Below are 23,327 nucleotides of genomic sequence, written 5' to 3'. Positions count from 1 at the left end.
CATGTCAGATTCGGTGAGGATCAATCACTATCCTCTTCATCTTCAAAGGCGCTGCGTCTCACATCCGTAAACAACAGGATGGGCGCCGCCACGAAGATGGAGGAATAGGTCCCGATCAGCACACCCCAGATCATCGCAAACGAGAACCCACGCAGGGATCCACCACCGATGATGTAAAGGGCAATCAAGGCCAGCAAGGTGGTCACGGATGTCAGAATGGTCCGTGACAATGTGTCATTGATCGACCGGTTGAGCACGTTAGCGAGCTCTTCCTTTTTGAATTTACGCAGATTTTCGCGGATCCGGTCATAGACGACCACGGTATCATTCATTGAATACCCGACGATCGTCAGGATCGCGGCCACAGTTGCCAGATCAAACGTCATCTGCGTGACCGAGAAAATCCCGATTGTGGCAATCACATCGTGAACCAGGGCGGCGATGGCACCCAGCGAGTATTGCCACTGCCACTGGAAGGCCACGAAAATGTAGATCAGCATCAGGAACAGGGCGAGACCGATGGCCAGACCGCCCTTCTGGACCATTTCACCCGACACAGCGCCACCAATCGTGGTCGAACCTTCAATGGTCACACCGGGCACGCTGTCAGTCATGGCCTGCACCAGGGCCTGACGGGCTGTTTGTTGCGCCTGTTCGCCTTCAAGCCCTTCACCTTCCTGGAGGGGTAAGGTCACCAGCACGCGGTTTTCATTCCCCGCAGTCTGCACCTGGGCTTCACCCAGACCCAGCCCATTGGCGATGGAACGGATCTGTTCAAGATCGGCAGGGCCTTCGGTGGTAATTTCGGTCTGCACACCGCCTGTAAAGTCGATGCCGAAATTGATCCCCCAGGTAAAGAAAGCGCCCAAGGAAGCAATCATCAGAAGGGATGAGAACACCAGAGAGGCAAAACGCAGTCGAATGAAGCCGATCGAGGTTCTCGGCATGTATTTGACAAGAGCAAAGGACATGTCGGTCACTCCTTAGATCGGAAGGGATTTCGGCTTGTTCCAGCGCAGCCAGAACACGATCAACAGTCGGGACACCACAAAGGCGGTGAACACGGAGGTCAGGATCCCGATACCCAGCGTCAGAGCAAACCCTCGAACAGGACCCGCGCCCAGCGAGTAAAGGATCATGGCCGCGATCATCGTCGTGATATTGGCATCACGAATAGCCGACCACGCGCTGGCAAAACCGGTTTCAATCGCATTGGCCAGTTTTCGATTAGCCCGCGACTCCTCGCGGATCCGCTCGAAGATCAGGACGTTGGCATCCACCGCCATACCAATGGTCAGGATAATGCCCGCAATACCCGGCAGGGTGAGCGTCAGGCCGAACAGGGACAGACCGCCCAGGATCAGGACGATATTGACCAGAAGGGACACGTTGGAGAACACACCGAACAGGCCATAGGCTGCGATCATGAACACGATCACGGCCACAAAACCGATCAGGATGGCCATGGTGCCGCTCTCGATCTGGTCCTGGCCGAGCGAGGCGCCAACGGTGCGCTGTTCCACCGCCGTCAATTGCGCGGGAAGCGAACCGGCATTCAGCAGGATTTGCAATTCCTGCGCCGTCTCAAAGGTGAACCCGCCCTCGATATAACCGGTTCCGCCCAGGATCGGCGTATTGATGCGCGGTGCCGAAATCACCAGTTCATCCAACACGATGGCAAAACGCTGCCCTGTGAAATCGCTGGTGATCCGGCTGAAGATCGCCGCACCGGTCGTATCGAACTGGAAATTCACCACCGGATATCCCGGGTCGGAACTGACCCAGGCGCGGTTGAGATTATCACCATCGAGCCGAACGAGACGTTCGATGGCGTACCACTCGCCCGGTTGCGTTCCCGGCAGGGTCATCACATTGGGCGGCACGCGTGCCGCTCCTTCCGGTCCAGGATCAACCCCTTGAGCCACCATGTGGAAGGTCAGACGGGCCTGCTGCTGAACCAGGGCATTGATCCGGTCGGGATCACTTTCACCCGGCACCTGAACCATGATGCGTGAATTACCCGTCCGGGCAATGGTCGGATCCGTTGTGCCCATACCGTCGAGACGATTGCGGATCACTTCGATGGACTGAACCAGTGTCTGCTCGCGGATATTGTCGTACATCGCTTCCGTGATCGACAGACGCAAGGCCCGAGGATCATCGTCATCGCGGGTTACCGTATGCGATTGCGGCCCGGCCGGGCCGAGACCCGCATTCACGGGCGTGGCCAGAGCGCGCAGGCGATCATAGGCCGTATCGCGATCTTCGGGACGCGCGAGGCGAACGATCACATCTTCGCCCACAACGGCCGGTGTCACGGCAGGCAGACGCGGCTGTTCCTGCAAGGACTGCATGACCTCATTGGCCAGGCGGTCGAGGCGTTCACGGCGCACACCCGACATGTCGACTTCATAGACAATGTGCGACCCACCCTGAAGGTCGAGGCCCAGATTGACCGAGCGGCTGGGCAGATAGCGCCACACACCCTTGGCCTGCTGACTTCCGTCAAACGCCGTTTCGTACCTTTGATTTTCCGGAACAAAATTCGGCAGGGCAAACAGGATACCCAGCGCGCAGACCAGGAAAATGGAAAGGAGCTTCCAGCGTCCGAAATACAGCATGGACTCTGACCTTCAGTGAGTGAGAACGGGAAGTTAGTCGTCCGACGCCTTGTCTGACGTGTCATCAGGGGTGTCGTTGGCTGTTTTCGGCTCCGTGCGATTGCGCACGTCCGCGATGGTGCTCTTGACCACACGTACCTTCACGCCATCCGCCAGCTCGACGATCGCTTCCTCATCGGACACCTTGGACACCTTGCCGATCAGGCCACCCTGGGTGACGACTTCATCGCCGCGGCTGACATTGGACACCATCTCCTGGTGTTCTTTCATCTTCTTTTGCTGCGGACGGATCAGCAGAAAATAGAAGACCACGAAGATCAGGACGAAGGGGAGGATTTGCATCAGGAAGCCGGCACCACCCGGTGCGGCGGCGGCGGTCGCCACGGAAGTCAGATTCAGCATGGATTGCCCCTATATAACGGCGATAACAGAGTTTGCCGGACTATATCGGTGCTGTGGGGTGTTGCAACAAGGCTAAACCGTAAACCCAGCTCTGCTGGCAGTCTGCCTTATTGCAGATAGCGCATGGGATCTTCGGGATTCGTGCCCCGGCGGATCTCGAAATGCAGCTGCGCCGTCGAGACGGTTCCGCTCGATCCGGCTTCCGCAATCACCTGACCAGTGGAAACGCGATCCCCTTCACTCACACGCAGACGCGAATTGTGAGCATAGGCGGTCACGAAATCATTCTCATGCCGGATCAGCACCAGCTGTCCATAACCCGCCAGTTCGCTTCCCGCATAGACGACCGTGCCGGGCGCCGCCGCACGGACCGGATCACCGAGACGGGCCGCGATATTGATGCCGTCATTGCGTCCGCCTTCCGGCTTGGGACCAAAACCGGACAGGATGGTACCGCGCAAGGGCCAGTCAAACCGGACCGGACCGGTACTGACAGGCGGTCTTGGCGGTTCATTCCGCCGCCGATCATCGGTATGGGGATCCTGCGGGCGCGGTACCGGCCGCGACGTCACACCTTGCGGGAGTCGAATTTCCTGACCGAACTCCAGTGCATAAGGCGGCCGAATATTGTTAAGAGCGGCCAGCTCGCGATAATCCACGCCGTATTGCAGACCGATCCGGTAGAGATTCTCACCGCGTCGCACCACATGAACTGACGGACGCGGCATCACCAGAACCTGGCCCACCCGCAAACGGTCTGCAGAGCCCAGATTATTGGCGCGCACCAGATCGCGCGTGCTCACACCGCAGCGCTGCGCGATTTCCGACAAGGTGTCACCGGAGCGCACGGTATAATTTTGGCACTGTGTGGGAACCGGACGAGAGGATTGAGACGGGTTCGAGGGCGCCTGATAGCGCGAACCGGTTCGATATTCGACAGACGCCGGATCGCGCGGCACCGATGAACAGGCCGCAAGTCCCGACGCCATAAGGGCAATCCAGAATATGACACGGTTAGAACGCATAGAGTCTTTCAGACGCTCGACACAACACTCGGGCGAGCGTGCCAGATAAGGCTTAACCGGTCGTTAGCCATATGTGGCAATTGCGCGGCGTGTCACAGGGATTTGGCTTCGCCCTCGATGAGCGGCACAAATCTCACATCCATAAGCTCGCGGGCGTCAAACCCGTCTTCAATCCGCTGATACCGCATCAGGACCTGACGCTTGCCGCTATCCACCGGTGCGATGGCAATCCCACCGGGTTTGAGCTGATCTAGGATCACGTCCGGGCGCGTGGGTGCGGACGCGGTCAGGATGATGCGGTCGAAGGGAGCCTGCTCGGGCCAACCCACGGTGCCATCACCGATCCGCGGCACAATATTGGACAGGCGCAGGGCCTCGAAGCGCGACTGCGCCAGCTGACCCAGCGTCCGGTAGCGCTCGACGGAATAGACCCGACGCGCCAGCCGCGAAAGAATGGCCGTCTGATAACCTGACCCCGTCCCGATCTCGAGCACTTTGGAGCGGTCATCCAGCTCAAGCGCCTGGGTCATGTGCGCCACGATCAGGGGCTGGGAGATCGTCTGCCCGCAATCGATCGGCAAGGGCCGGTCATCATACGCCTGGTCGTCAAAACGTTCCGGCACGAAGAGATCGCGCGGTGTCCGCTCGATCGCCCCCATCACCCGCGCATCGGTCACACCGCCACCGCGCAGCGCCATGACCAATTGGATCATCCGGGGATCAGGCATCGACATGGCGGGCGTCCTGTCAGCGTCAGTGCTTGGGCGGAACTCCGCCCAGCATGGTTTTCAGATTGCCTAGGGTTTCGCCATGGGTCAGATCCATGTGCAGCGGCGTGACCGAGATCTTGCCCTCATAGATCGCCTTCAGATCGACACCCGCCGGCGGGTTCGACAAAAGCCCCTTGAACCCCAGCCAGTAATAATCCTCACCACGCGGATCCACACGGTGCTCAGCGTGCAGAATATGTTGGTCGCGGCGACCCTGGCGAGTCACTTCCACTTCCGTTACATCCTCGGGCCGGGCGTCCGGGAAATTGATATTGATCAGCACATCGTCGGGCCATTTGAGATCAAACAGGCGTCGCAGGATCGGCGCTCCAAAGGTTTCGGCCGTCTCCCACTCGATCGGATCACCCTTTTTGAACCCATAGGCCTGGGACAGGGCGACGGAGGGAATACCCAGCTGCATGCCCTGCATGGCCCCGGCGACAGTGCCCGAGAAAGTCACATCCTCGGCGATATTCTGTCCGCGATTGACCCCGGAGAGCACCAGATCCGGTTTCTTGCCCGGGATAATGTCCTGGATCCCCATCAGCACACAATCAGTAGGCGTGCCGGTCACAGAGAAACGCTGATCATCCCATTTGCGGATCCTCAGCGGATCATGAAGGGTCAGAGAGCGCCCGGCCCCGGACTGTTCCTCATGCGGCGCCACGATCCACACATCATCGGACAGTTCGCGGGCGATTTTCTCCAAAGAGACAAGGCCGCGCGCGCGGATACCATCATCATTGGTCAGCAGGATGCGGGGATTTTCGGGGATCATGTCGATTGCTCATTCTCGTGTTACCCGACCGCTTCTAAAGCAAAACCGTCGCGACGCCAGTCACCCGCCAATCACGTCCGTGGGAAACCTCAGTCATCACCATGTGAAAAGCCCGGACGCCAGGCGCCCGGGCTCTTGTGATCACCGGTCTGTACCAGCCTAGGCTGTCAGCGTTTCCATGCCGCCCATATAGGGACGCAGAGCCTCGGGGATGGTGATCGAGCCATCCTCGTTTTGATGGTTCTCCATCACCGCCAACATGGCGCGGCCCACGGCCACACCGGACCCGTTGAGCGTGTGCAGGAATTGCGGACGTTTCTCGCCATCCTTGCGGAAACGGGCATTCATCCGGCGCGCCTGGAAATCCCCGCAATTGGAGCAGGACGAGATCTCGCGATAGGTGTTCTGGCTCGGCAGCCAGACTTCCAGGTCATAGGTGCGCTTGGCCGAGAAACCCATATCGCCCGAACACAGCAGCATCACCCGGTAAGGCAGGTCGAGCAGCTGAAGAATACGTTCAGCGCAGCCGGTCATGCGATCGAGCTCGGCCTCGCTCTCCTCCGGCGCCACGATGGAGACCATTTCCACCTTCTGGAACTGGTGCATGCGGATCATGCCCCGCGTATCGCGTCCGGCCGACCCCGCCTCTGCGCGGAAGCATGGCGTGAACGCCGTCATGCGCATGGGCAGCACGGCCTCTTCATGGATGGTCTCGCGCGCCAGATTGGTGAGCGGAACCTCGGCCGTCGGGATCAACCAGCGATCATCCGTCGTGCGGAACAGGTCTTCGGTAAACTTCGGCAGCTGGCCCGTGCCAAACATGGCGTCATCGCGCACCATGTAGGGCGGCGAGACTTCCATATAGCCGTGCTCCTGGGTGTGGATATCGAGCATGAACTGCGCCAGGGCCCGTTCCAGCCGCGCCAGACCACCGGTCAGGGCCACGAAACGTGCGCCCGAGAGCGCTGCGGCCTTCTCGAAATCCATCTGGCCGAGGCCTTCACCCAGATCGACATGATCCTTGGGTTCAAAGCTGAATTCACGCGGCTCGCCCCAGCCCCGCACTTCTTCATTGTCAGCCTCATCCTCACCCTGCGGCACGTCGGCTTCGGGAATATTGGGCAGAGCGGCCAGATGCTGGTTCAGCGCCTCGTCGAAATGCCGGGCCTGTTCACCCGCCTCTTCCAGCACGCCTTTCAGGCGCTCGACCTCGGCCCGCAGACGATTGAACTCGTCCTCATCGCCTGATGCCTTGGCCCGGCCGATCTGTTTGGAGAGCGTATTGCGCTCGGTCTCGGCTTCCTGCTGGCGGGTCAGGGCCTCGCGGCGCTTCTCGTCCAGCTCGAGCAGGCGAGCGGATTGGGCCTCCTGGCCCCGCAGGGCCAGACCGGCATCAAAGGCGGCCGCGTCATCGCGGATCAGACGGATATCATGCATGGGATCATTCCGGATTTGGATGTGTCCATCGGGCTATAGCCCTGCCCGCGCGCGGCGGCAACCGGATCACTCGGAATTCCCCGCCTCCTCTTCAGCCGCCTGCGCATCCCGTTTCGCCTGACCGGCTTCAATGAGCTTCATCGCGCCAATGGAGATGAAATAGAGCAGCAGGAGAGCGGAGCCGAGCAGGATCTGGCTGACCGGGTCGGGCGGTGTGGCAAAGGCCGCAAACAGAGCCACGGCAACAACAGCAAAGCGCCATCCCTTGAGCAGGGTATCGGCCTTCAACAGTCCCGCCCGTGACAGCAGCATCATCAGGACCGGCATCTGGAAAGACGCCCCGAACACCAGCATCAAAGTGGTGATCAGATTGAAATAGTCGGACACGTTGAGCAGCAGCTCGACCGACAGCCCACTGCCGACATAGGTCTGTTCCTGGCTGAGCGAGAAACGCATCACCATGGGCAGGACAAAGTAATACACGAAGGCCATGCCCGACCAGAACAGGACCGGAGACAGGATCAGGAAAGGCGCAAACGCCCCGCGCTCATTCTTGTAAAGACCGGGCGCGACAAAACCATAGACCTGCCAGGCAATGACCGGGAATGTCAGGATTATGGCACCGACCAGCGCCAGTTTGAGACGCAGAAAGAACATCTCCAGCGGGCTGAAAAAATTCGCCGTCAACTCGGTCGCTTCGACCGGCGTGTCATGCACACTCGCCCAGGCATCCCGATAGGGCAGCAAAAGAACCTGGAAAATCCACTCCGAGACAAAGAAACAGGCCAGGAAGCCTGCCCCCAATGCCGCGATCACGATGATCAGGCGCTGACGCAATTCGATCAGATGATCGAGCAGCGGCGCGCGGCTGGATTCGATCTCATCAAGGGGAGAGTGGCTCATGCATTCGGCTCTTTTGAGCTGGACAATCCGCTGGCGGCCTGTTCAGCCTCGGGTAGATCAGCCGCAGCATCATCGCTCGCCTCACCGGCAACCTCACCGGCAACCTCAGCGGCCTGCCGGGCCTGTTGCGGGGTGTGTAGCGTGTTGAGGCGGGCCGACTGCAGATCCTGGGCCGTCGCGTTCAGTTCATCGCGCACTTCATTGACGGGATTGGCCTTCTTGAGGGCCTCGATCTCCTGGCGCAGCTCCGACAACTCGGTCTCACGACCGATTTCCTCGAAATTGCGCTGGAATTCCCGCGCCATCATACGCATCTGGCCCAGAAACTGACCCACCCGACGCATCATGACCGGCAATTGCTGCGGCCCCACGACCACCAGCGCCAGAATAAGGACGACGAGAAGTTCGGGCCCGCCGATACCCGGGCTCATACCGGTCAGCTCCCGGCTTTGGTGTCGTCGCGGCTGTCTTCAGCGATCCCCGGAGCATCATCCTTGGTCTCGGACGTCTCCTCATTATCGCGCAGACCGCGACGGAAGCTGGTGATGCCTTTGGCGAAATCACCCATGATGGAAGAAATCTTGCCGCGTCCGCCAAACAGGAGAACCACAAGAAGAATAACCAGTCCGAATTGCCAGATGCCGGGCGCCATTGCCGTCTCCGTCGAAAGTGTCTCTATCAGGTCTAGTGCAAGCCCGTCGCCAGGTCCATCACCGCAGCAATCGGGCTCGACCGGATCTGAACCAGCCGAAACAACGCCCTCAGGCGTCATCTTCCCCGTCCTCACCTTCCATATAGTCCACATGGAAGGCGTGTGCATCCTCGTCATCCAGCGGATCTTCATCCGCCAACTCGTCGGCCCGGGCCGGATCAGGGATCGAAAAACCAGGCGGAAGGCGCGCATCCAACAGCCCCGCCGCCTTGAGATCGGTCATGCCGGGCAGGTCGCCGATTCCGCTGAGGCCAAAATACTCCAGAAAACCCGGCGTTGTTCCATAGGTCACGGGACGGCCCGGCGTACGCCGACGCCCGCGCGGGCGCACCCAACGCAATTCCAGCAACAGGTCCAGCGTGCCCTTGGACACGGCCACACCGCGGATCTCCTCGATCTCGGCGCGCGTCACCGGCTGATGATAGGCGATGATGGACAGGGTTTCGAGGGCTGCCTGGGACAGTTTGCGCGGCTCCTGGCGCACCTCATTGAGAATCTCCGCGAGATCCGGCGCGGTTTCAAACCGCCAGCGTCCACCCACCTCAACCAGACGCACACCGCGTTCGGCGTATTCCGCCTGCAGGGCCGCAAGCAATTCAGGAACATTCGCCTCCAGAGGCAGACGCCCCGTCAGCGTTTCCTCGTCCAGGGGTTCTGAGGCAGCGAACAAAAGGGCTTCAAGAATGCGCAACTGGTAGCGCTGGGTATTCACGGCCAGGCGCACGCCCAGACTGTCAGCCGTCTCGGCCTCCGTTGCCGGACCCTGTCGAACAGAGCGTTCACGCAAGGCTTCGATCGCCTCGGTGATCGCGTCGGCAGCTTGCGCCGACTGGTCTATTCCCTCAGGGCCTTCGCCTGGCATATCGGTCTCGTCCGTCATTGCGGATCCTGTTCATCTCTTTGTCGGCCACGCACATAAATCGGCGCATAGGCTTCGCGCTGTCGTATTTCAGCCGCGCCTTCCTTGGCAATCTCCAACGCCGCCAATGTTGAGCTGGCACGAATGGAAGCCCGGGGCGGCGCATCCTCCCCCAGCGCGGTCAGATCCGGCATCAACGCATCCAGATCCTGCCAGTCCGACTGACGCGGTAAGATGCGTTCGAGCCGGTCGCGCGCCTCGTCGAGGGCATAGACTTTCACAGCGGGCGGGCGATACACCGAAGCGGCCTTGCGTGCACGTCTTTTTGCATACGCCGACAGCAGATCGTGGAGATCCGCCTCCCACACCATGGACCGGGTAGAGCGCACGCCTTCCGGCATGCCGCGCAGGAAGATATCCCTGTCGAGAACGGGTTGGGCATAAATCGCCTCTCCCGCCGCACGCATGGCATCAAGCCGGCGCAGACGAAACGCCAGGGCAGCGGCCATTTCCTCGGCCGGGGCCTCCTCGTCCACCTTGGGGGGTTTGGGCAGCAGGAGTTTCGATTTCAGGAAAGCCAGCCAGGAGGCCATCACCAGATAATCGGCAGCCAGGTCCAGACGCTGGCGTCGGGCGGCCTCGATGAAGCCCAGATACTGATCTGCGAGCTCGAGGATGGAAATCCGGGCGAGATCGACCTTTTTCTTGCGCGCCAGAGCCAGAAGAAGGTGGAGCGGTCCTTCAAACCCGTCGAGATCCACCACAAGCGCTTCAGCTTCGGCTTCCTCGGCGGCGTCAAACCGGACGTCTTCTTCAAACTCCTCGCTCACACAGTCTCTCGCTTTGCCACGGGTCTGGCTCTGGCCTGGCGCACGCTCAAGCCCGGGCGTTCAGGCCCAAAAGATCATTGATGCGCGATTCGGCAGCCACAGGATCAAAATCTTCGATTCCCTCACGCACGGCCGCCGCCGCATCGGCGCGCTCCAGGGCGCGACCGGACAAGGCCGGAGCAGATGTGGCGACACTGATCATCTCGGCCATATCGCCATTGCAGTGCAGGAGGATATCGCATCCCGCCGCCAGGGCCCGCTCGCCGCGTTCGCCCAGCCCGCCCTCCAGCGCATGCATGGACAGGTCATCGCCCATCAAGAGCCCCTCAAATCCCATCTCTGAGCGAATGATATCGCCGATCACGGTCGCCGAGATCGTCGCAGGCTGATCAGGGTCAATCGCGCTGTAGAGCACATGAGCCGTCATCGCCATGGGCGCGTCGTGGAGCGCCTTGAACGGGGCAAAATCTGTCTCCCGCAACACGTCGAGCGGCTCATCCACACGCGGCAGAGCCAGATGACTATCAGCATCAGCCCGTCCATGACCGGGGATATGCTTGATCACCGGGGCCACACCGCCCGCACTCAATCCGTCCATCGCCGCACGCCCCAGGGCGATAACAGGCTCAACAGTGCGGCCAAAGGCCCTATCACCAATAATGGCATCGGCGCCCTCAATGCGCAGATCAAGAACCGGCGCACAATCGACATCCACGCCGACAGCCCGCAATTCATGCGCCATCAGCCGGTGATTGAGCCAGACGGCCTCGATGGCCTGTTCGGGCGCATCCGGATAAAGATCCGCGAAGGCTTGTGCCGCCGGCACATCGCGCCAGTGAGGCGGTCGCAGGCGGCGCACCCGCCCGCCTTCCTGATCAATAAAGACCGGAACATCGCGTCCCAGATGATCACGCAGGCCCATGGTCAGGCGGGAAACCTGCCGGGGACTCTCGATATTGCGGGCAAACAGGATAAAGGCCCACGGATCACTGTCGCGAAAAAAAGCCTTCTCGTCGGCCGTCAGGGTCAGGCCTTGAAGGCCGTAAATCGCAGCAGAGACACTCATCGGCTGGCCACCAGACAATCCTGGCCGCGCGATTGAAGCGTGGAGCAAAACGCTGCTGCGTCTTCCCGACTGCCAAATGCCGCAATTCGCAGACGGTGATAGGTGCCACGCCCCTCGATCTCGACACTAGCCACATCCGGTGCGAGGCCTGAGGCTATATCCGAATAGCGGGTGCGAAACGCCAGCCAGGCGGCCTCTGCATCGGCTTCAGTGCGGAAGCTGGCGATCTGGACCACCCAATTGCCATTGGCTGTTGCTATCGGCCGGAACGGAACCGGGTCGGGTTGCTCGGCCTGCGGTTCGGGACGCTCCGCCGGTGCAGAACTGGGCGGGGTTGAGGTGGGCCTGCTCGACGTGTCAGGCGTTTCGGTCGGCGTATCTGCCGGGGGTTCCGCGGGAGTGTTTGCCGGAGTGTTTGCCGGAGTGTTTGCAGGAGTCTGGGGCTCCGGATCCGGCTCACGTTGCGGGCGCGGCGGCGCCTGGCGCGGTTGTACATCGGGGATGGTATCGGCATCGCGCACAGTGCCTTCACCTTGTGGCGCGTCATCACTTTCCACACGAATAGACGGCGTGACATCATCCAGCGGTTCTTCCGGCGCCGGACGCGGCTGCGCATTTTCGCCAGTATCCTCTTCACCGGTCAGGCGATTATAGACATCCAGACCAGCGTCCCGGGTTTCTTCCCCGCCCGGGTCTTCCGGACGGATACGAAACGGCTCACCGGATTCGCTGATACGTGGCGGCTGATTGCGCCCACCCTCACGCACACCCTGATGATAGGCCGACCAGACCACGCCGATGAACAGTACAAAGACGGCAGCTGCGGCGGTCAGAAGGAGCGGTCCGCGCCGGGCATCCTCCCCGCGCGCATCAAAAGTGTCGAACTCGTCGGCCGGTGGCGCATAGGCGCCCAGGCGGTCCTCGTCGCGATCAGTCATTCTCAATCCGTTCAATCACTCTGAGCCCCCACGCGAATCACGTCGAGACTGGATGGTCATTATGGCCAGACTCAGCCCGACACACAGCCAAGCACTAAAAATATCCCTGGACGGTAAACAGACGGCGATGTTCCTCAACAGCAAAACGGTCCGTCATGCCCGCAATATGGTCGCAGACCACCCGCGCCGTCGTCGCGCTTCCCGCGCCATCCGTCTGCCGACGCACCTCATCAGGCAAAATACCGGGATCATTGAGGAACAGGTCGAACAGGTCCCGCATCACACGGCCGGCCTGGCTCATCATGCGATTGACCTTATAGTGCCTGTACATGTGGGCAAAGAGATGGCGCCGAAGGGCGGCCAGAATACCGACCATCTCCTCGGAAAATGCGACCACCGGAGCCTCCAGAAGGCGCACCTCCTGGTCTGAGCCCGGCGCGCTCTGCGTCAGACGACGTACAGATTCGCTGAGCACATCCCCGACCATTTCGCCGATGAGTTCACGCACGGCTTCATGGATGAGAACATTACGGTCGATGTCCGGCCACTTCTTCTGAACACCCCGGAAAATATCGCCCAGGAGCGGCAATTCCATCAGGGCGTCCAGCTCGAGCAAGCCGGCGCGAAGCCCGTCATCAATATCGTGATTATTATAGGCGATATCATCAGAAATCGCCGCGATCTGGGCTTCCAGACCGGCATGAGTGGCCACTTCCAGCTCCTCCCATCCGGGATAGGCTGTGAACGCCCATGCCAGCTCGTCCGGCGACTGTCCCGGCCGGAGCAAGGGGCCATTGTGCTTGACCACGCCTTCGAGCGTCTCCCAGGTCAGGTTGAGACCTTCAAACTCGGGATAGCGCACTTCCAGCTTGGTCACGACACGCAGGGTCTGGGCATTATGGTCGAAACCGCCAAAGCCTTTCATACGTTCGGCCAGCACGCGTTCGCCTTCATGACCAAAGGGCGGATGGCCCAGATCATGCGCCAGCGCCAAGGCTTCCGCGAGGTCCTCGTCCGCGCCCAGCGCGCGCGCCAGGGTGCGGGCAATCTGCGCGACTTCCAGCGAATGGGTCAGCCGTGTGCGGTATTGATCCCCTTCGTGCGCCACAAAGACCTGGGTCTTTTCCTTCAGACGACGAAAGGCGGCGGAATGGATAATCCGGTCGCGATCGCGCTGGAAGGCATTGCGCATGGCGCTGTCGGGCTGGGGGTAAAACCGTCCCCGCGAACGCGAGGGATGACAGGCATAGGAGGCACGGGCCCTGTCCGTCGCAGCAATCGTCATGTGGGTTGACCCTTTCTTCAAAGCCCGGTCGGGTCCATATAGTCTTCGGGGCAGTAAACGAACGCCCCGCATGATTGCAAGCAGAATTGGTCTAACATCATGACTTCTAATGTGACCCTGTCCGCCTCCGCCGCACGGCAGATCAATACGATCATGTCCGCCCAGGACGGGGCAAGTGTGCTGCGCATTGGCGTTGTGGGCGGTGGCTGCTCCGGTTTCTCCTATACCTTCGACCTGGACACGGCAGCCCAGTCCGATGACCAGATCATCGAACGTGATGGCGCAACCGTGGTGATCGACGAGGCCTCCCTCCCCTTCCTGGACGGGTCCGAGATCGATTATGTCGATGAGCTGATCGGCGCCTCTTTCCAGATCAAGAACCCGAATGCGACCGCAGCCTGCGGCTGTGGCACAAGCTTTTCCATCTGATCCGTGTTATGGCCTCCGCGATTTCGGGAGGAGTGACATGACTTTTGTGGATGGATATCTCGCGGCGGTCCCTGCGGCGAACAAGGACGCCTATCTGAAAACCGCCCGCACGGCCGCCGACCTGTTTCTCAAACATGGCGCCCTGTCTGTGCGCGAATGCTGGGGAGAAGATGTGCCCGATGGTAACGTCACCTCCTTCCCCAAGGCAGTACGTCTGGAAGAGGGCGAAGTCGTCGTCTTTTCCTGGGTTGAATGGCCGTCACGCGAGGCCCGGGATGCCGCCATGCCCGCCCTTCATGCGGATATGGAAGCCAATATGGGCATGGAGGCCATGCCCTTTGATGGCCAGCGCCTGATGTTCGGCGGTTTTCAGACCATCCTGTTCCAAAGCAATTAAAGACTCCAGGGCGCCTGGAGGCTGGACCTTGATGGCAGGCAGACTAGTCTTTCCCCAAACAACACGGGGAGAGTGTTCATGTCTGCCATGTCCGGCCTTGCAGCCCTGCTGGAGGCGCGTATTTCAACGCGGGCCTTTCGCGATACACCGGTCTCACAAAAAACGGTCGAGGACCTGCTCAACCTGGCCCGGCAGGCCCCGTCGGGCGGCAATCTCCAGCCCTGGCGTGTGCATGTCGTATCGGGAACTGCGCGTCAGGCCGTGATCGATGCCGTCCAGGCCGTGCAGCAGGAGCATCCGCTGGGCGAGCCCGATCCCGAATACCGCATCTATCCCAAACCCCTGGCCGAACCCTGGCGCACACGACGTTATGAATGTGGCGAGACGGTCTATGCCGCTGCCGGTATCGCGCGCGAGGACAAGATGGGACGGCTAGTCCATGTCGCGGGCAATTTCCAGTTCTGGAATGCGCCTGTCGGTCTGTTTATTGGTCTGCACAAGGACATGGAACCAGGGCAGTGGTCGGATCTGGGCATGTTCATCCAAACCTTCCTGCTCGCCGCAACCGAGGCCGGGCTCGGCACATGCGCCCAGGAAGCCTGGTCCATCTATCCGCGCACGGTGAAAACCGCGATCGGCATGCCGGAGGATCATACCTTGTTCTGCGGCATTGCTCTGGGACATGCGGACCTGAACGCCGACGTCAACCAGGCCCGCACCTCTCGGGCCGGCCTGGATGAGATTGCCGTGTTCGACGGGTTCTGACCGGTTTCAGAGCCCGCCTTCAATGAGCGCAAAGGCCTCATCGCGGGTAATGCGCTCATACACCATGGAATAGACCTCGACCGGATTGGCACCATCGGTCACGTCATTGGACACGACACGATAGGAATCCTCACCCAGACGCTCAAGCTGGGAGGAGAAGATCTGGACACGTCCGTCAGCATATCGGTGGATCTCGTCGGGAAAGCGCAGCGCATCGCCATCCATACCCGCCGTGCCATCGCTCACGCCGCCGGTATTGGTGTAATAGCGATAATGGATCATCTCGCTTTCCGGATCCCAGTGATACAGGGTTTCACCGCGATAAATGCCGGTCTCGCCGGGAACGGCATGCACTTCACGCACAAACGCACCATCATAGGCCACCTCATAACAGTGCACGTCAATCAGCACGCCATCGGGGAATGTGCCCTTCCAGCAATTGCCGGTCAGAAAGGTCAGCGGCGCCAGTTCGGGACGGAGCGGGGCGGTCTCGACAACGGGTACGGCCGACTCCACCACATCATCCTGAGCCGGTGTGGCCAAGCCAGGCAGGCTTGCACAGCCGCCCAGAGCCGCTGCGGCCATACCCGCCAAAATCCAGTTTGCGCGAAACATCATGATCATCCCCCGATCTCTGCGTTCACCGGTTATCGCACCGGCCGAAACGTCATAACCTGTCTGTCGAATAACTCAACTTACGGTAGGGATCGAGGGCTGACATGACACTTTCGCTGGCAACCTGGAATGTGAACTCCATCAAGGCCCGCCTTCCCAATATTCTGGACTGGTTGCGCGAAGCGCGTCCCGACATTGTGTGCCTGCAGGAGATCAAGACGGTCGATGAGGGCTTTCCCCGGCTGGAGATCGAGGACCTGGGCTATAATGTCGAGACCCATGGCCAGAAATCCTACAATGGTGTCGCCATACTTTCGCGGTTTCCGATCGAGGAGTGCACGCCGCGCCTGCCCGGCGACGAGACGGATGAACAGGCCCGCTATCTGGAAGCCGTGATCAGTGCCGAGAGCGGCCCGGTCCGGATCGCCTCCATCTATCTGCCCAATGGCAATCCCGCTCCGGGACCCAAATATGATTACAAGCTTGCCTGGATGAAACGCCTGCACGCTCATGCCCAGGGCCTGCTCGCTCTGGAAGAACCCCTGATCCTTGCCGGCGACTATAATATCATCCCGCGCGACAGCGATTGCTGGGATCCCGCCGTCTGGGCAGACGATGCTCTGGCCCGCCCCGACAGCCGCGCCGCATTCAATGCGCTGAAATGGCTCGGTCTGACCGAGGCTTTTGAACAGGTGGACGGACGCGGTCATCAATACAGCTTCTATGACTACCAGGCCGGGGCCTGGCAGAAGGGCCATGGAATCCGCATCGACCACCTACTTCTTTCGCCCCAGGCCGCGGATCGCCTCAAAAGCGTCGAAATTCACCGCAAAACTCGCGGCGAACAGAAAGCCTCGGACCATGTCCCGGTTCTGGGCGTGTTTGATCTTTGAGGACGAGCTCATCTGTCAGGTTGTGAGTACACGCATCCACCACTCACGACAGGTTCAGTAAAGGTTCACCTGACTTTTGTGTTATGGTTATGTTAACCCTATACACAGGTAGCGGATTGAAACCATGCGACTGATCTTGATCTCCCCCCTGACACTGGCCCTGCTGACAGGCGCTGCGACGGCTCAAACCGCAGATCAGCGGATTGCCCAGCCTCAAAGTCAGACTGAAACCCAGACCGAAGAAACGACGGAAGAAGCCAGCCCGGCTGAAACGCGCGCCCAGACCTATCTACGCCGCGCCCGGGATATGGCTCAGAGCCGACAGCGCGAAAACCCCATGACAAACGCGCCCCTCGAAGTTCATGACGAAATCATCGTCGAAACCAGCGACGACAATTCAGGTCCAGGTCTATGAAGTACTTATTCGCCGGTCTTTTGATCACCCTTGCTGTGGGATTATCTTCACCGGCGATGGCCTTGTCTGACGGACGGGCCGCCACACGTTTTTCCCTGCAGGAAGCGGCCGACTTCTCGAAATACATCGAATACGAGCTGGCCTATCGGGGCGCCCATGTCGCGATTGTGTACCGTAGTGACGATGCGTTCGACAGCCTGCCGGGACATGTGCCCTACAGCCATGCCAGCTTCTGGGTCTACACCCCGATTGACGCGGCAGATGGCCGGACCCTGTATGGCTATACCGTGTTTAATCTCTATCACCGGGTCGACCGCCCTGGAGAGTCCTATCTGGTTCAGGACTGGCCGCTCAACTTCGCCCGATCAGACGTCACAGGCCGTGTCGGGGTGATCGTGCCCCTGCCCGAAATGCAAAACCGGATCCTCGATGTTATGGCCTCGCCCATCTATGAGGATCTCCACAATCCGGACTACTCGCTGATTTCCAATCCCAATGATCTGCGTTTGCAGAATTCCACCGAATTCGTCCTCGACGTGGTCTCATCGGCCGCTTGGGAGATTGATGCCGAGCGCGAGCGGATCAAGGTCAATATCAACGCCTATTTTGATCCGACCGAACTGGCGTTTTCCGGTTGGGACCGGTTCGCAGCCCCCCTGTTCAATCCGGCCCTGCGCCTGGATGATCAGGGTGATGATGTACAGATGGCGGACTTCCGGTCCATGTCGGAATTCATGTCGGTCTACAATCTGGCCCAGGCCGTATTCGAGCTGGAGTCCACTGCCATCGCTTCGGCCGGCGCCTCTGTACCGACGGCCTCCTCCCACCAGTAAGCCACTGACAAATTTAGTAAATCGAGTTTACTCGAAATAATACTTGGCTGAATTTCGTTCACGTCCACAAACACACCTGTTTCAGCCCCAAGGAGACAGGCTATGGACATGATGAAGATGACGGCCCTGGCGACCTCGATTCTGCTGGCTCCGGCTCTGCCGGTCAGCACCGCCTATGCTCAATCCACCCCTCACACCCCCGCTGCCGCTGCATCCGGCGACAGCGTGGCTGCCTCAGTGGAGACCGGCGCGGCCCTGGCCTCGACCGGAGTGACCGTGACGGCGGGAACCGTCGTGCTGCTGGGCGGCGTCACGGCCGGATCCGTCACCGGCGATCCGGAATTGATCGACATGACAGAGAATCTGAGTGAAGCTATCATGCAGTCCACGTTCGAAACCGGCTACGGATTGGAGATCAGCGAGACGACGATCATCGCCGATCCGCCGCCGAACGTACCCTATGTGACACCGGCAAACCCCTAGCGGTCTGACTGGTGATCCCGACAGGAAGGGCAAGGGAGGGGGAAATGTCAGGCTCAAGCCAACCGCACGTCAAAACCGCGGCCCGCAGCCTTATGGCCCTCAGCCTGGCCCTCACCCTGTCGGTTGCCAGCCCGGATGCGCATGCCGGTGGCGACGCCTCCCAGCCACGCGGCCAACCCACTCACGCCATCGAGGACGTGGCGGATTTCGCCAAACAGATCGAACGGGATCTCGCCCGGCGTGAAGCCCGCATCGCGATTGTGTTCCGCAGTGGCCGCGCGCGAGAGGAACTGCCAGGCGGTGTCCGCTACACCCATGGTGCTTTCTGGGTCTATTCCACGATCCAGGGGGCAGATGGTCAGACCCACCAAGGGTATTCCGTCCACAATCTTTATCACGGCGCTGAAGATCGCCGCCGGTCCTATCTGCACCAGGACTGGCCGGTGGACTTCGTCAACGGCGATGTCATTGGCGAGGTCGGGGTCATCATCCCCTCACCCGAGATGCAAAGACGCCTGATCGAAATGATGCAGGATGGCCGGTACGAGGCCCTGCACCGCGACGATTATTCTCTCGTCTCCAACCCGCTCGATCCGCTCTACCAGAACTGCAATGAATTCATGCTCGACGTGATCGCCGGGGCGACCTGGCAGACCCACAGCCTGCCGCAGATCAAGGCCAATCTGGAGGCCTATTTCGAGCCCTCACCGCTCAAGATCTCGATCTTTCAGCGCATGTTCGCCCCCACCGCGGATGAACGCATCCGACTGGAAGATCATGAGGGTCCAATCCGCACGGCCACCTTCGCCTCAATGGGCGAGTTCATGACGCAATACGGTCTGGCCTCCGAGGTCTACGAAATCCGTGCGGAATTCATGTATCCGCCCGAACCGGTGACACCGCCGCCCGTTCTGCCAAGCGATGCTCCGGCGACCCAGGCGCCGACCCCGACCCCGGAACGATCCTATACCAGTGTGCGCCCGGGAGAGGGCTAGCGCTCGCCGCGATCGGCAAACTCGCCGCTCTCGCTGGCCGGTTTGATCAGAAATGCGATGACCCGGCGCAGGGCCGCCAGTTCGCGTACAACCGTTTCCACACGGGTCTTGCTGGCGAGCGGCTGGAACATGCTGCCGACCTCGAACTGATTGCCCGTTTCGGCGGCCAGGATCAGCTCCCCCCCCTGCCCGGCCTCGCCCGGCAGAAAAGCTGCGCGCACCTGTTTGCCATGCAGCGCTTTTTCTAGATCCATCAGACGTTCCATGAAGGAGGGTGTCAGCATATAGCGCGCCAGCACCTGGTCATCGCCATAGACCTCGAAAATCTTCTCGAATGTGGGATCGACCAGCCCGATGCGCTCAAGCTTTTTGGAGCCCCATTTCTTGCCCATCGCGGTGAGACCATTGAACCAGCCCCGGTCCCGGGTGATGACCGTTGTGCCTTCCACCTTGCGCGGAAACTGGATACGGATCAGCACACCGCGAAACACGGTGACATAATAGGTCCGGTTCTTGGACCGCCGCCGCTCTTCCAGATGCGCCTCATAGAGCTCCATCTGGCTGCCATCCACCGGGCCGGCGATATGGTCCTCGAAACTGGACCGGTCATGATACGGCAACAGGCCCAGCGTTTCGAATGTATTGAACCCCGGCGCATGGCTGGTGACGCTATAGCTCAGTCCAAACACGTCGGTGACCGTCGTGTTGATCTCGCTCTTCACTCGCTTGCGCAGCGTGGTCAGAGGCACCATGCCCCAGCCCGCACCAATGGCGATCGCGATACCTGGCGGCAGGAACCAGGGAAAATCCACGGCTCCGAAGATGAGGAAAATCGCCGTCACCAAAAGCCCGAGCAGGCCCAGCGCCACAATACGGATCCACAAGACCCGCACCGCGGCCTGACGCTCGCTTTCCAGCGACAACAGGCGGGGTTCCAGCGTGTCCGACCAGATCTGGTCAAAGGGATCCGTGCTCATGGCGAGGTCCTTTCTAGCCCAGGCGCGACAAGGCCTCCGCGACCTTCTCCTTCTGGGCGCTGTATTCACTCAGCTTCTCACGCTGTTCGGCCACCACGGCTTCCGGTGCGTTGGCGACAAAGCGTTCATTGCCCAGCTTCTTGTCCAGGCGGGTGATCTCACCATCCAGCTTTTTCAGCTCCTTGGTCAGCCGCTCGCGCTCGGCGTCAAAATCAATCACGCCTTCCAGTGGCAGCGCAATCGTGACCCCGCCCACCACACACTGGGCCGAGGCCGGGGGAACAGCATCGCCCAGCGCGATATCCGCCAGGCGGGCCATGCGCTTGATCAAGGCCTCATTGCGCTTGAGACAGGCCACCATCGCTTCATCCGCGCCCACAGCCACAGCCTGCAGCTGGGCTCCGGCCGGGATATTCATCTCGGCACGCAGTCGACGCACATCCGTGACCAGATCGATCAGCCAGCTCATCTCGGACGCCGCGGCCTCATTGGCAAACCCGTCCAGATCGGGCCAGGCCGCTGTGATCAATGCGGTCTCGCGGTCCGCCGTCTGGTTCCACAATTCCTCGGTCACAAACGGCATGAAGGGGTGGAGGATTTTCAGCGCGATATCGAGCACATAAGCCGTTGTTGCACGACATTCGGCCTTGGCGTTCTCGTCCTCACCCTGAAGGAGGGGTTTGGCGAATTCCAGATGCCAGTCGCAGAAGATATTCCAGGTAAAACGATAGGCGGCCGCCGCTGCTTCGTTGAACCGGTACTCGTCGAGCCCCTTATTGACCGCCGCCACCGTGGCTTCGGCCTCCGCCAGGATCCACTGATTGACCGTCTGGGTGACGGATCTGGGATCGAAACCGGCCGGCACGGCGCATTCATTCATCTCGCAAAAGCGCGCGGCATTCCACAGCTTGGTGCCAAAATTGCGATAGCCTTCAACGCGCTGTTTGGACATGCGGATGTCACGCCCCTGCCCGGCCTGGGCCGCCAGCGTGAAGCGCACGGCATCGGCCCCGTATTCATCGACAAGCTCCAGTGGGTCAATCACATTGCCCTTGGACTTGGACATTTTCTGGCCCTTCTCGTCGCGCACCAGCGCGTGGATATAGACATCCTTGAAGGGCACTTCGTCCATGAAATGCAGGCCCTGCATCATCATCCGGGCCACCCAGAAGAAGATGATGTCAAACGCCGTGATCAGGACGGTATTGGGGTAGAACCGATCGACTTCCGGCGTCTCGTCTGGCCAGCCCAGGGTCGAGAACGGCCACAGGGCGGAGGAGAACCAGGTGTCGAGCACGTCAGGATCGCGTGTCAGCGCCTTCCCGCCCGCTTGAGCCTGAGCCTCTGCTTCGGTCTCGGCAACGTAAACACCCCCATCCGCATCATACCAGGCCGGGATCTGGTGCCCCCACCAGAGCTGGCGCGAGACACACCAGGGCTGGATGTTGCGCATCCATTCGAAATAGGTCTTTTCCCAGTTTTTCGGATGGAAGGTGGTCCGGCCATCTTCGACGGCCGCAATGGCCTCCTTGGCCAGCTCACCCGCATTGGCGAACCATTGGTCCGTCAGCATGGGCTCGATGACAACATTGGAGCGGTCACCGAAGGGCTGCTGGATTTTCTTTTTCTCGACGAAGGGGATGGGCTGAGGCGGTTCTTCGCCGTCCTCTTTCGCCTCTGGCGTGATCATCACCGCCAGACCTTCCGCAGAGATATCCGCGATGATTTTTTCGCGTGCCTCGAACCGGTCGAGCCCGCGATAGTCTTCCGGCACGAGATTGATCGCATCCACCTCGGCTTCAGACGGCACGTCCGCACCTTTGGCGATCGCCTGGGCCTGTTCGGCACACTCGTCATACGGCGCACCGTCGGCACGCATGGCGGCCTGGGTGTCCATCAGGCGATAGAGCGGGATATTATTACGCTTGGCGACTTCATAATCGTTGAAGTCATGCGCGCCGGTGATCTTGACCGCACCGGAACCAAATTCCGGATCGGGATATTCGTCCGTGATGATCGGGATCAGGCGGCGATGTTCTTTCGGCCCGACCGGGATCTCACACAGCGCACCGACGATCGGCGCATACCGTTCATCATCGGGGTGCACGGCGACGGCACCATCACCCAGCATGGTTTCCGGGCGGGTTGTGGCGATGGAGATATAGTCGCGCTCCTCGGAGAGCGTGATAGTCCCATCTTCATCCTTCTCGACATAGGTATAAGTCTTGCCGTCGGCGAGCGGATATTTGAAGTGCCACATATGGCCGTCGACTTCGATATTCTCGACCTCGAGGTCGGAAATCGCCGTCTCGAACTTGGGATCCCAGTTCACCAGACGTTTGCCGCGATACATCAAGCCCTGTTTGTAGAGCTCGACGAAGACTTTCATCACAGCGGCCTGCATCTGGTCATTCTCGGCGCCGCGCTCCCCCATGGTGAAGCGCTCGCGCGACCAGTCACAGCTGGCACCCAGACGGCGCAGCTGGGTCATGATCTGACCGCCGCTTTCCTCTTTCCATTCCCAGACCCGGTCGAGAAACGCATCGCGACCCAGCTCCCGGCGGCCCGGCTCCTGATTGGCTGCCAGCTGACGCTCGACCACCATTTGCGTGGCGATACCGGCATGGTCGGTACCCGGCTGCCAGAGCACGCTGTCACCCAGCATGCGCTTGTAGCGCGAGAGCACGTCCTGCAGCGTATTGTTCAACGCGTGACCGATATGCAGACGCCCGGTCACATTGGGCGGCGGGATCACAATGCAAAAAGGTTTCGCGTTCGGGTCATCCTTCGGCTTGAACGCCCCGGATGTTTCCCAGCCCTCATAAATGCGGGCTTCGGCTTCGGCAGGATTGAAGGTTTTTTCCATCATAATAGGCGCATGAATAAAGGCCCTTTTCGC

Annotated in this window: 26 protein-coding genes; 8 read left to right on the top strand and 18 right to left on the bottom strand. The window is 60.4% G+C overall.

All coding sequences use genetic code 11. The features are described from left to right. Positions 1-20: 20 nt before the first annotated feature. From secF to RMQ97_RS05865, 15 genes are all read right to left on the bottom strand, one after another. Complete coding sequence (gene secF, locus RMQ97_RS05935; protein ID WP_413659936.1) at positions 21-971, bottom strand: protein translocase subunit SecF; 951 nt, start codon at positions 969-971, stop codon at positions 21-23. A gap of 12 nt (positions 972-983) precedes the next feature. Further along, the gene (gene secD, locus RMQ97_RS05930; protein ID WP_413659935.1) at positions 984-2,621 is read right to left on the bottom strand and encodes a protein translocase subunit SecD; all 1,638 of its coding nucleotides are present in this window, start codon (positions 2,619-2,621) and stop codon (positions 984-986) included. A gap of 33 nt (positions 2,622-2,654) precedes the next feature. Continuing rightward, complete coding sequence (yajC, locus tag RMQ97_RS05925; protein ID WP_413659934.1) at positions 2,655-3,023, bottom strand: preprotein translocase subunit YajC; 369 nt, start codon at positions 3,021-3,023, stop codon at positions 2,655-2,657. A 107-nt stretch (positions 3,024-3,130) separates the two neighbouring features. After that, the gene (locus tag RMQ97_RS05920; protein ID WP_413659933.1) at positions 3,131-4,012 is read right to left on the bottom strand and encodes a peptidoglycan DD-metalloendopeptidase family protein; all 882 of its coding nucleotides are present in this window, start codon (positions 4,010-4,012) and stop codon (positions 3,131-3,133) included. A gap of 128 nt (positions 4,013-4,140) precedes the next feature. Beyond that, on the bottom strand, positions 4,141-4,782 hold the full coding sequence (locus RMQ97_RS05915; RefSeq protein WP_413659932.1) for a protein-L-isoaspartate(D-aspartate) O-methyltransferase: 642 nt from the start codon (positions 4,780-4,782) through the stop codon (positions 4,141-4,143). A 19-nt stretch (positions 4,783-4,801) separates the two neighbouring features. Beyond that, a complete protein-coding gene (surE, locus tag RMQ97_RS05910) occupies positions 4,802-5,596 on the bottom strand; it encodes a 5'/3'-nucleotidase SurE (protein ID WP_413659931.1) in 795 nt (264 codons plus the stop codon). Between the two features lie 159 nt (positions 5,597-5,755). After that, positions 5,756-7,033 (bottom strand): serine--tRNA ligase, encoded by a 1,278-nt coding sequence (serS, locus tag RMQ97_RS05905; protein ID WP_413659930.1) that lies wholly within the window; start codon positions 7,031-7,033, stop codon positions 5,756-5,758. Between the two features lie 66 nt (positions 7,034-7,099). Next, positions 7,100-7,936: a twin-arginine translocase subunit TatC gene (tatC, locus tag RMQ97_RS05900; RefSeq protein ID WP_413659929.1), complete on the bottom strand. Its 837-nt coding sequence runs from the start codon at positions 7,934-7,936 to the stop codon at positions 7,100-7,102. After that, positions 7,933-8,367, bottom strand: a complete 435-nt coding sequence (gene tatB, locus RMQ97_RS05895; protein ID WP_413659928.1) for a Sec-independent protein translocase protein TatB — start codon at positions 8,365-8,367, stop codon at positions 7,933-7,935. Before tatB ends, tatC begins: the two co-directional genes overlap by 4 nt. Before the next feature lie 5 nt (positions 8,368-8,372). After that, positions 8,373-8,588: a Sec-independent protein translocase TatA gene (locus RMQ97_RS05890; protein WP_413659927.1), complete on the bottom strand. Its 216-nt coding sequence runs from the start codon at positions 8,586-8,588 to the stop codon at positions 8,373-8,375. Between the two features lie 109 nt (positions 8,589-8,697). Continuing rightward, positions 8,698-9,528, bottom strand: coding sequence for an SMC-Scp complex subunit ScpB (scpB, locus tag RMQ97_RS05885; protein ID WP_413659926.1), 831 nt, complete (start codon positions 9,526-9,528; stop codon positions 8,698-8,700). Continuing rightward, the gene (locus tag RMQ97_RS05880) at positions 9,525-10,337 is read right to left on the bottom strand and encodes a segregation and condensation protein A (RefSeq protein WP_413659925.1); all 813 of its coding nucleotides are present in this window, start codon (positions 10,335-10,337) and stop codon (positions 9,525-9,527) included. The genes scpB and RMQ97_RS05880 overlap by 4 nt, the downstream gene beginning before the upstream one ends. A gap of 46 nt (positions 10,338-10,383) precedes the next feature. Then, positions 10,384-11,403, bottom strand: a complete 1,020-nt coding sequence (gene nagZ / locus RMQ97_RS05875; RefSeq protein WP_413659924.1) for a beta-N-acetylhexosaminidase — start codon at positions 11,401-11,403, stop codon at positions 10,384-10,386. Next, positions 11,400-12,341: an SPOR domain-containing protein gene (locus tag RMQ97_RS05870; RefSeq protein ID WP_413659923.1), complete on the bottom strand. Its 942-nt coding sequence runs from the start codon at positions 12,339-12,341 to the stop codon at positions 11,400-11,402. Before RMQ97_RS05870 ends, nagZ begins: the two co-directional genes overlap by 4 nt. 94 nt (positions 12,342-12,435) lie before the next feature. Next, positions 12,436-13,626 (bottom strand): deoxyguanosinetriphosphate triphosphohydrolase, encoded by a 1,191-nt coding sequence (locus RMQ97_RS05865; protein ID WP_413659922.1) that lies wholly within the window; start codon positions 13,624-13,626, stop codon positions 12,436-12,438. Between the two features lie 99 nt (positions 13,627-13,725). Here RMQ97_RS05865 and erpA point away from each other — a divergent pair, with 99 nt between their 5' ends. From erpA to RMQ97_RS05850, 3 genes are all read left to right on the top strand, one after another. After that, a complete protein-coding gene (gene erpA, locus RMQ97_RS05860; protein ID WP_413659921.1) occupies positions 13,726-14,055 on the top strand; it encodes an iron-sulfur cluster insertion protein ErpA in 330 nt (109 codons plus the stop codon). Between the two features lie 37 nt (positions 14,056-14,092). Next, the gene (locus RMQ97_RS05855) at positions 14,093-14,452 is read left to right on the top strand and encodes a DUF1428 domain-containing protein (protein ID WP_413659920.1); all 360 of its coding nucleotides are present in this window, start codon (positions 14,093-14,095) and stop codon (positions 14,450-14,452) included. Positions 14,453-14,530: 78 nt separating this feature from the next. Next, positions 14,531-15,217, top strand: a complete 687-nt coding sequence (locus tag RMQ97_RS05850) for a nitroreductase (protein ID WP_413659919.1) — start codon at positions 14,531-14,533, stop codon at positions 15,215-15,217. A 6-nt stretch (positions 15,218-15,223) separates the two neighbouring features. On the opposite strand, the gene RMQ97_RS05845 is transcribed toward RMQ97_RS05850, so the two are convergent. Beyond that, positions 15,224-15,835, bottom strand: coding sequence for a hypothetical protein (locus RMQ97_RS05845; protein WP_413659918.1), 612 nt, complete (start codon positions 15,833-15,835; stop codon positions 15,224-15,226). Positions 15,836-15,936: 101 nt separating this feature from the next. Here RMQ97_RS05845 and RMQ97_RS05840 point away from each other — a divergent pair, with 101 nt between their 5' ends. From RMQ97_RS05840 to RMQ97_RS05820, 5 genes are all read left to right on the top strand, one after another. Continuing rightward, complete coding sequence (locus RMQ97_RS05840) at positions 15,937-16,725, top strand: exodeoxyribonuclease III (RefSeq protein ID WP_413659917.1); 789 nt, start codon at positions 15,937-15,939, stop codon at positions 16,723-16,725. A 124-nt stretch (positions 16,726-16,849) separates the two neighbouring features. Beyond that, positions 16,850-17,140: a hypothetical protein gene (locus tag RMQ97_RS05835; protein ID WP_413659916.1), complete on the top strand. Its 291-nt coding sequence runs from the start codon at positions 16,850-16,852 to the stop codon at positions 17,138-17,140. Further along, positions 17,137-17,973 (top strand): DUF2145 domain-containing protein, encoded by an 837-nt coding sequence (locus RMQ97_RS05830; protein ID WP_413659915.1) that lies wholly within the window; start codon positions 17,137-17,139, stop codon positions 17,971-17,973. The genes RMQ97_RS05835 and RMQ97_RS05830 overlap by 4 nt, the downstream gene beginning before the upstream one ends. Before the next feature lie 102 nt (positions 17,974-18,075). Continuing rightward, positions 18,076-18,456: a hypothetical protein gene (locus RMQ97_RS05825; RefSeq protein WP_413659914.1), complete on the top strand. Its 381-nt coding sequence runs from the start codon at positions 18,076-18,078 to the stop codon at positions 18,454-18,456. A 44-nt stretch (positions 18,457-18,500) separates the two neighbouring features. Further along, positions 18,501-19,451: a DUF2145 domain-containing protein gene (locus RMQ97_RS05820; protein WP_413659913.1), complete on the top strand. Its 951-nt coding sequence runs from the start codon at positions 18,501-18,503 to the stop codon at positions 19,449-19,451. On the opposite strand, the gene RMQ97_RS05815 is transcribed toward RMQ97_RS05820, so the two are convergent. Together RMQ97_RS05815 and RMQ97_RS05810 are read right to left on the bottom strand one after the other, a co-directional pair. Further along, positions 19,448-20,428 carry a DUF3137 domain-containing protein gene (locus RMQ97_RS05815; RefSeq protein WP_413659912.1) on the bottom strand — a complete coding sequence of 327 codons (981 nt, stop codon included), beginning with the start codon at positions 20,426-20,428 and terminating at the stop codon, positions 19,448-19,450. The two genes, RMQ97_RS05820 and RMQ97_RS05815, sit on opposite strands and share 4 nt — an antisense overlap. A gap of 13 nt (positions 20,429-20,441) precedes the next feature. Then, complete coding sequence (locus tag RMQ97_RS05810; RefSeq protein ID WP_413659911.1) at positions 20,442-23,297, bottom strand: valine--tRNA ligase; 2,856 nt, start codon at positions 23,295-23,297, stop codon at positions 20,442-20,444. Positions 23,298-23,327 lie beyond the last annotated feature (30 nt).

This window comes from Maricaulis sp. D1M11, from assembly GCF_047308265.1.
In the GTDB taxonomy this organism is placed as follows: Bacteria; Pseudomonadota; Alphaproteobacteria; order Caulobacterales; family Maricaulaceae; genus Maricaulis.
Note: the sequence above shows the minus strand (reverse complement) of the source record. Positions and strands in the feature narration are given on the sequence as shown.

What these genes read in the sequence shown, in the direction of transcription:
- secF (WP_413659936.1), bottom strand. Translation starts at nt 971, where the DNA reads ATGTCCTTTGCTCTTGTCAAATACATGCCGAGAACCTCGATCGGCTTC.
- serS (WP_413659930.1), bottom strand. Translation starts at nt 7,033, where the DNA reads ATGCATGATATCCGTCTGATCCGCGATGACGCGGCCGCCTTTGATGCC.
- RMQ97_RS05920 (WP_413659933.1), bottom strand. Translation starts at nt 4,012, where the DNA reads ATGGCGTCGGGACTTGCGGCCTGTTCATCGGTGCCGCGCGATCCGGCG.
- RMQ97_RS05840 (WP_413659917.1), top strand. Translation starts at nt 15,937, where the DNA reads ATGACACTTTCGCTGGCAACCTGGAATGTGAACTCCATCAAGGCCCGC.
- scpB (WP_413659926.1), bottom strand. Translation starts at nt 9,528, where the DNA reads ATGACGGACGAGACCGATATGCCAGGCGAAGGCCCTGAGGGAATAGAC.
- secD (WP_413659935.1), bottom strand. Translation starts at nt 2,621, where the DNA reads ATGCTGTATTTCGGACGCTGGAAGCTCCTTTCCATTTTCCTGGTCTGC.
- RMQ97_RS05850 (WP_413659919.1), top strand. Translation starts at nt 14,531, where the DNA reads ATGTCTGCCATGTCCGGCCTTGCAGCCCTGCTGGAGGCGCGTATTTCA.
- RMQ97_RS05835 (WP_413659916.1), top strand. Translation starts at nt 16,850, where the DNA reads ATGCGACTGATCTTGATCTCCCCCCTGACACTGGCCCTGCTGACAGGC.
- erpA (WP_413659921.1), top strand. Translation starts at nt 13,726, where the DNA reads ATGACTTCTAATGTGACCCTGTCCGCCTCCGCCGCACGGCAGATCAAT.
- RMQ97_RS05810 (WP_413659911.1), bottom strand. Translation starts at nt 23,297, where the DNA reads ATGATGGAAAAAACCTTCAATCCTGCCGAAGCCGAAGCCCGCATTTAT.
- RMQ97_RS05845 (WP_413659918.1), bottom strand. Translation starts at nt 15,835, where the DNA reads ATGATGTTTCGCGCAAACTGGATTTTGGCGGGTATGGCCGCAGCGGCT.
- tatB (WP_413659928.1), bottom strand. Translation starts at nt 8,367, where the DNA reads ATGAGCCCGGGTATCGGCGGGCCCGAACTTCTCGTCGTCCTTATTCTG.
- RMQ97_RS05870 (WP_413659923.1), bottom strand. Translation starts at nt 12,341, where the DNA reads ATGACTGATCGCGACGAGGACCGCCTGGGCGCCTATGCGCCACCGGCC.
- RMQ97_RS05830 (WP_413659915.1), top strand. Translation starts at nt 17,137, where the DNA reads ATGAAGTACTTATTCGCCGGTCTTTTGATCACCCTTGCTGTGGGATTA.
- yajC (WP_413659934.1), bottom strand. Translation starts at nt 3,023, where the DNA reads ATGCTGAATCTGACTTCCGTGGCGACCGCCGCCGCCGCACCGGGTGGT.
- RMQ97_RS05825 (WP_413659914.1), top strand. Translation starts at nt 18,076, where the DNA reads ATGGACATGATGAAGATGACGGCCCTGGCGACCTCGATTCTGCTGGCT.
- RMQ97_RS05820 (WP_413659913.1), top strand. Translation starts at nt 18,501, where the DNA reads ATGTCAGGCTCAAGCCAACCGCACGTCAAAACCGCGGCCCGCAGCCTT.
- tatC (WP_413659929.1), bottom strand. Translation starts at nt 7,936, where the DNA reads ATGAGCCACTCTCCCCTTGATGAGATCGAATCCAGCCGCGCGCCGCTG.
- RMQ97_RS05915 (WP_413659932.1), bottom strand. Translation starts at nt 4,782, where the DNA reads ATGTCGATGCCTGATCCCCGGATGATCCAATTGGTCATGGCGCTGCGC.
- RMQ97_RS05855 (WP_413659920.1), top strand. Translation starts at nt 14,093, where the DNA reads ATGACTTTTGTGGATGGATATCTCGCGGCGGTCCCTGCGGCGAACAAG.
- nagZ (WP_413659924.1), bottom strand. Translation starts at nt 11,403, where the DNA reads ATGAGTGTCTCTGCTGCGATTTACGGCCTTCAAGGCCTGACCCTGACG.
- RMQ97_RS05815 (WP_413659912.1), bottom strand. Translation starts at nt 20,428, where the DNA reads ATGAGCACGGATCCCTTTGACCAGATCTGGTCGGACACGCTGGAACCC.
- RMQ97_RS05890 (WP_413659927.1), bottom strand. Translation starts at nt 8,588, where the DNA reads ATGGCGCCCGGCATCTGGCAATTCGGACTGGTTATTCTTCTTGTGGTT.
- RMQ97_RS05865 (WP_413659922.1), bottom strand. Translation starts at nt 13,626, where the DNA reads ATGACGATTGCTGCGACGGACAGGGCCCGTGCCTCCTATGCCTGTCAT.
- surE (WP_413659931.1), bottom strand. Translation starts at nt 5,596, where the DNA reads ATGATCCCCGAAAATCCCCGCATCCTGCTGACCAATGATGATGGTATC.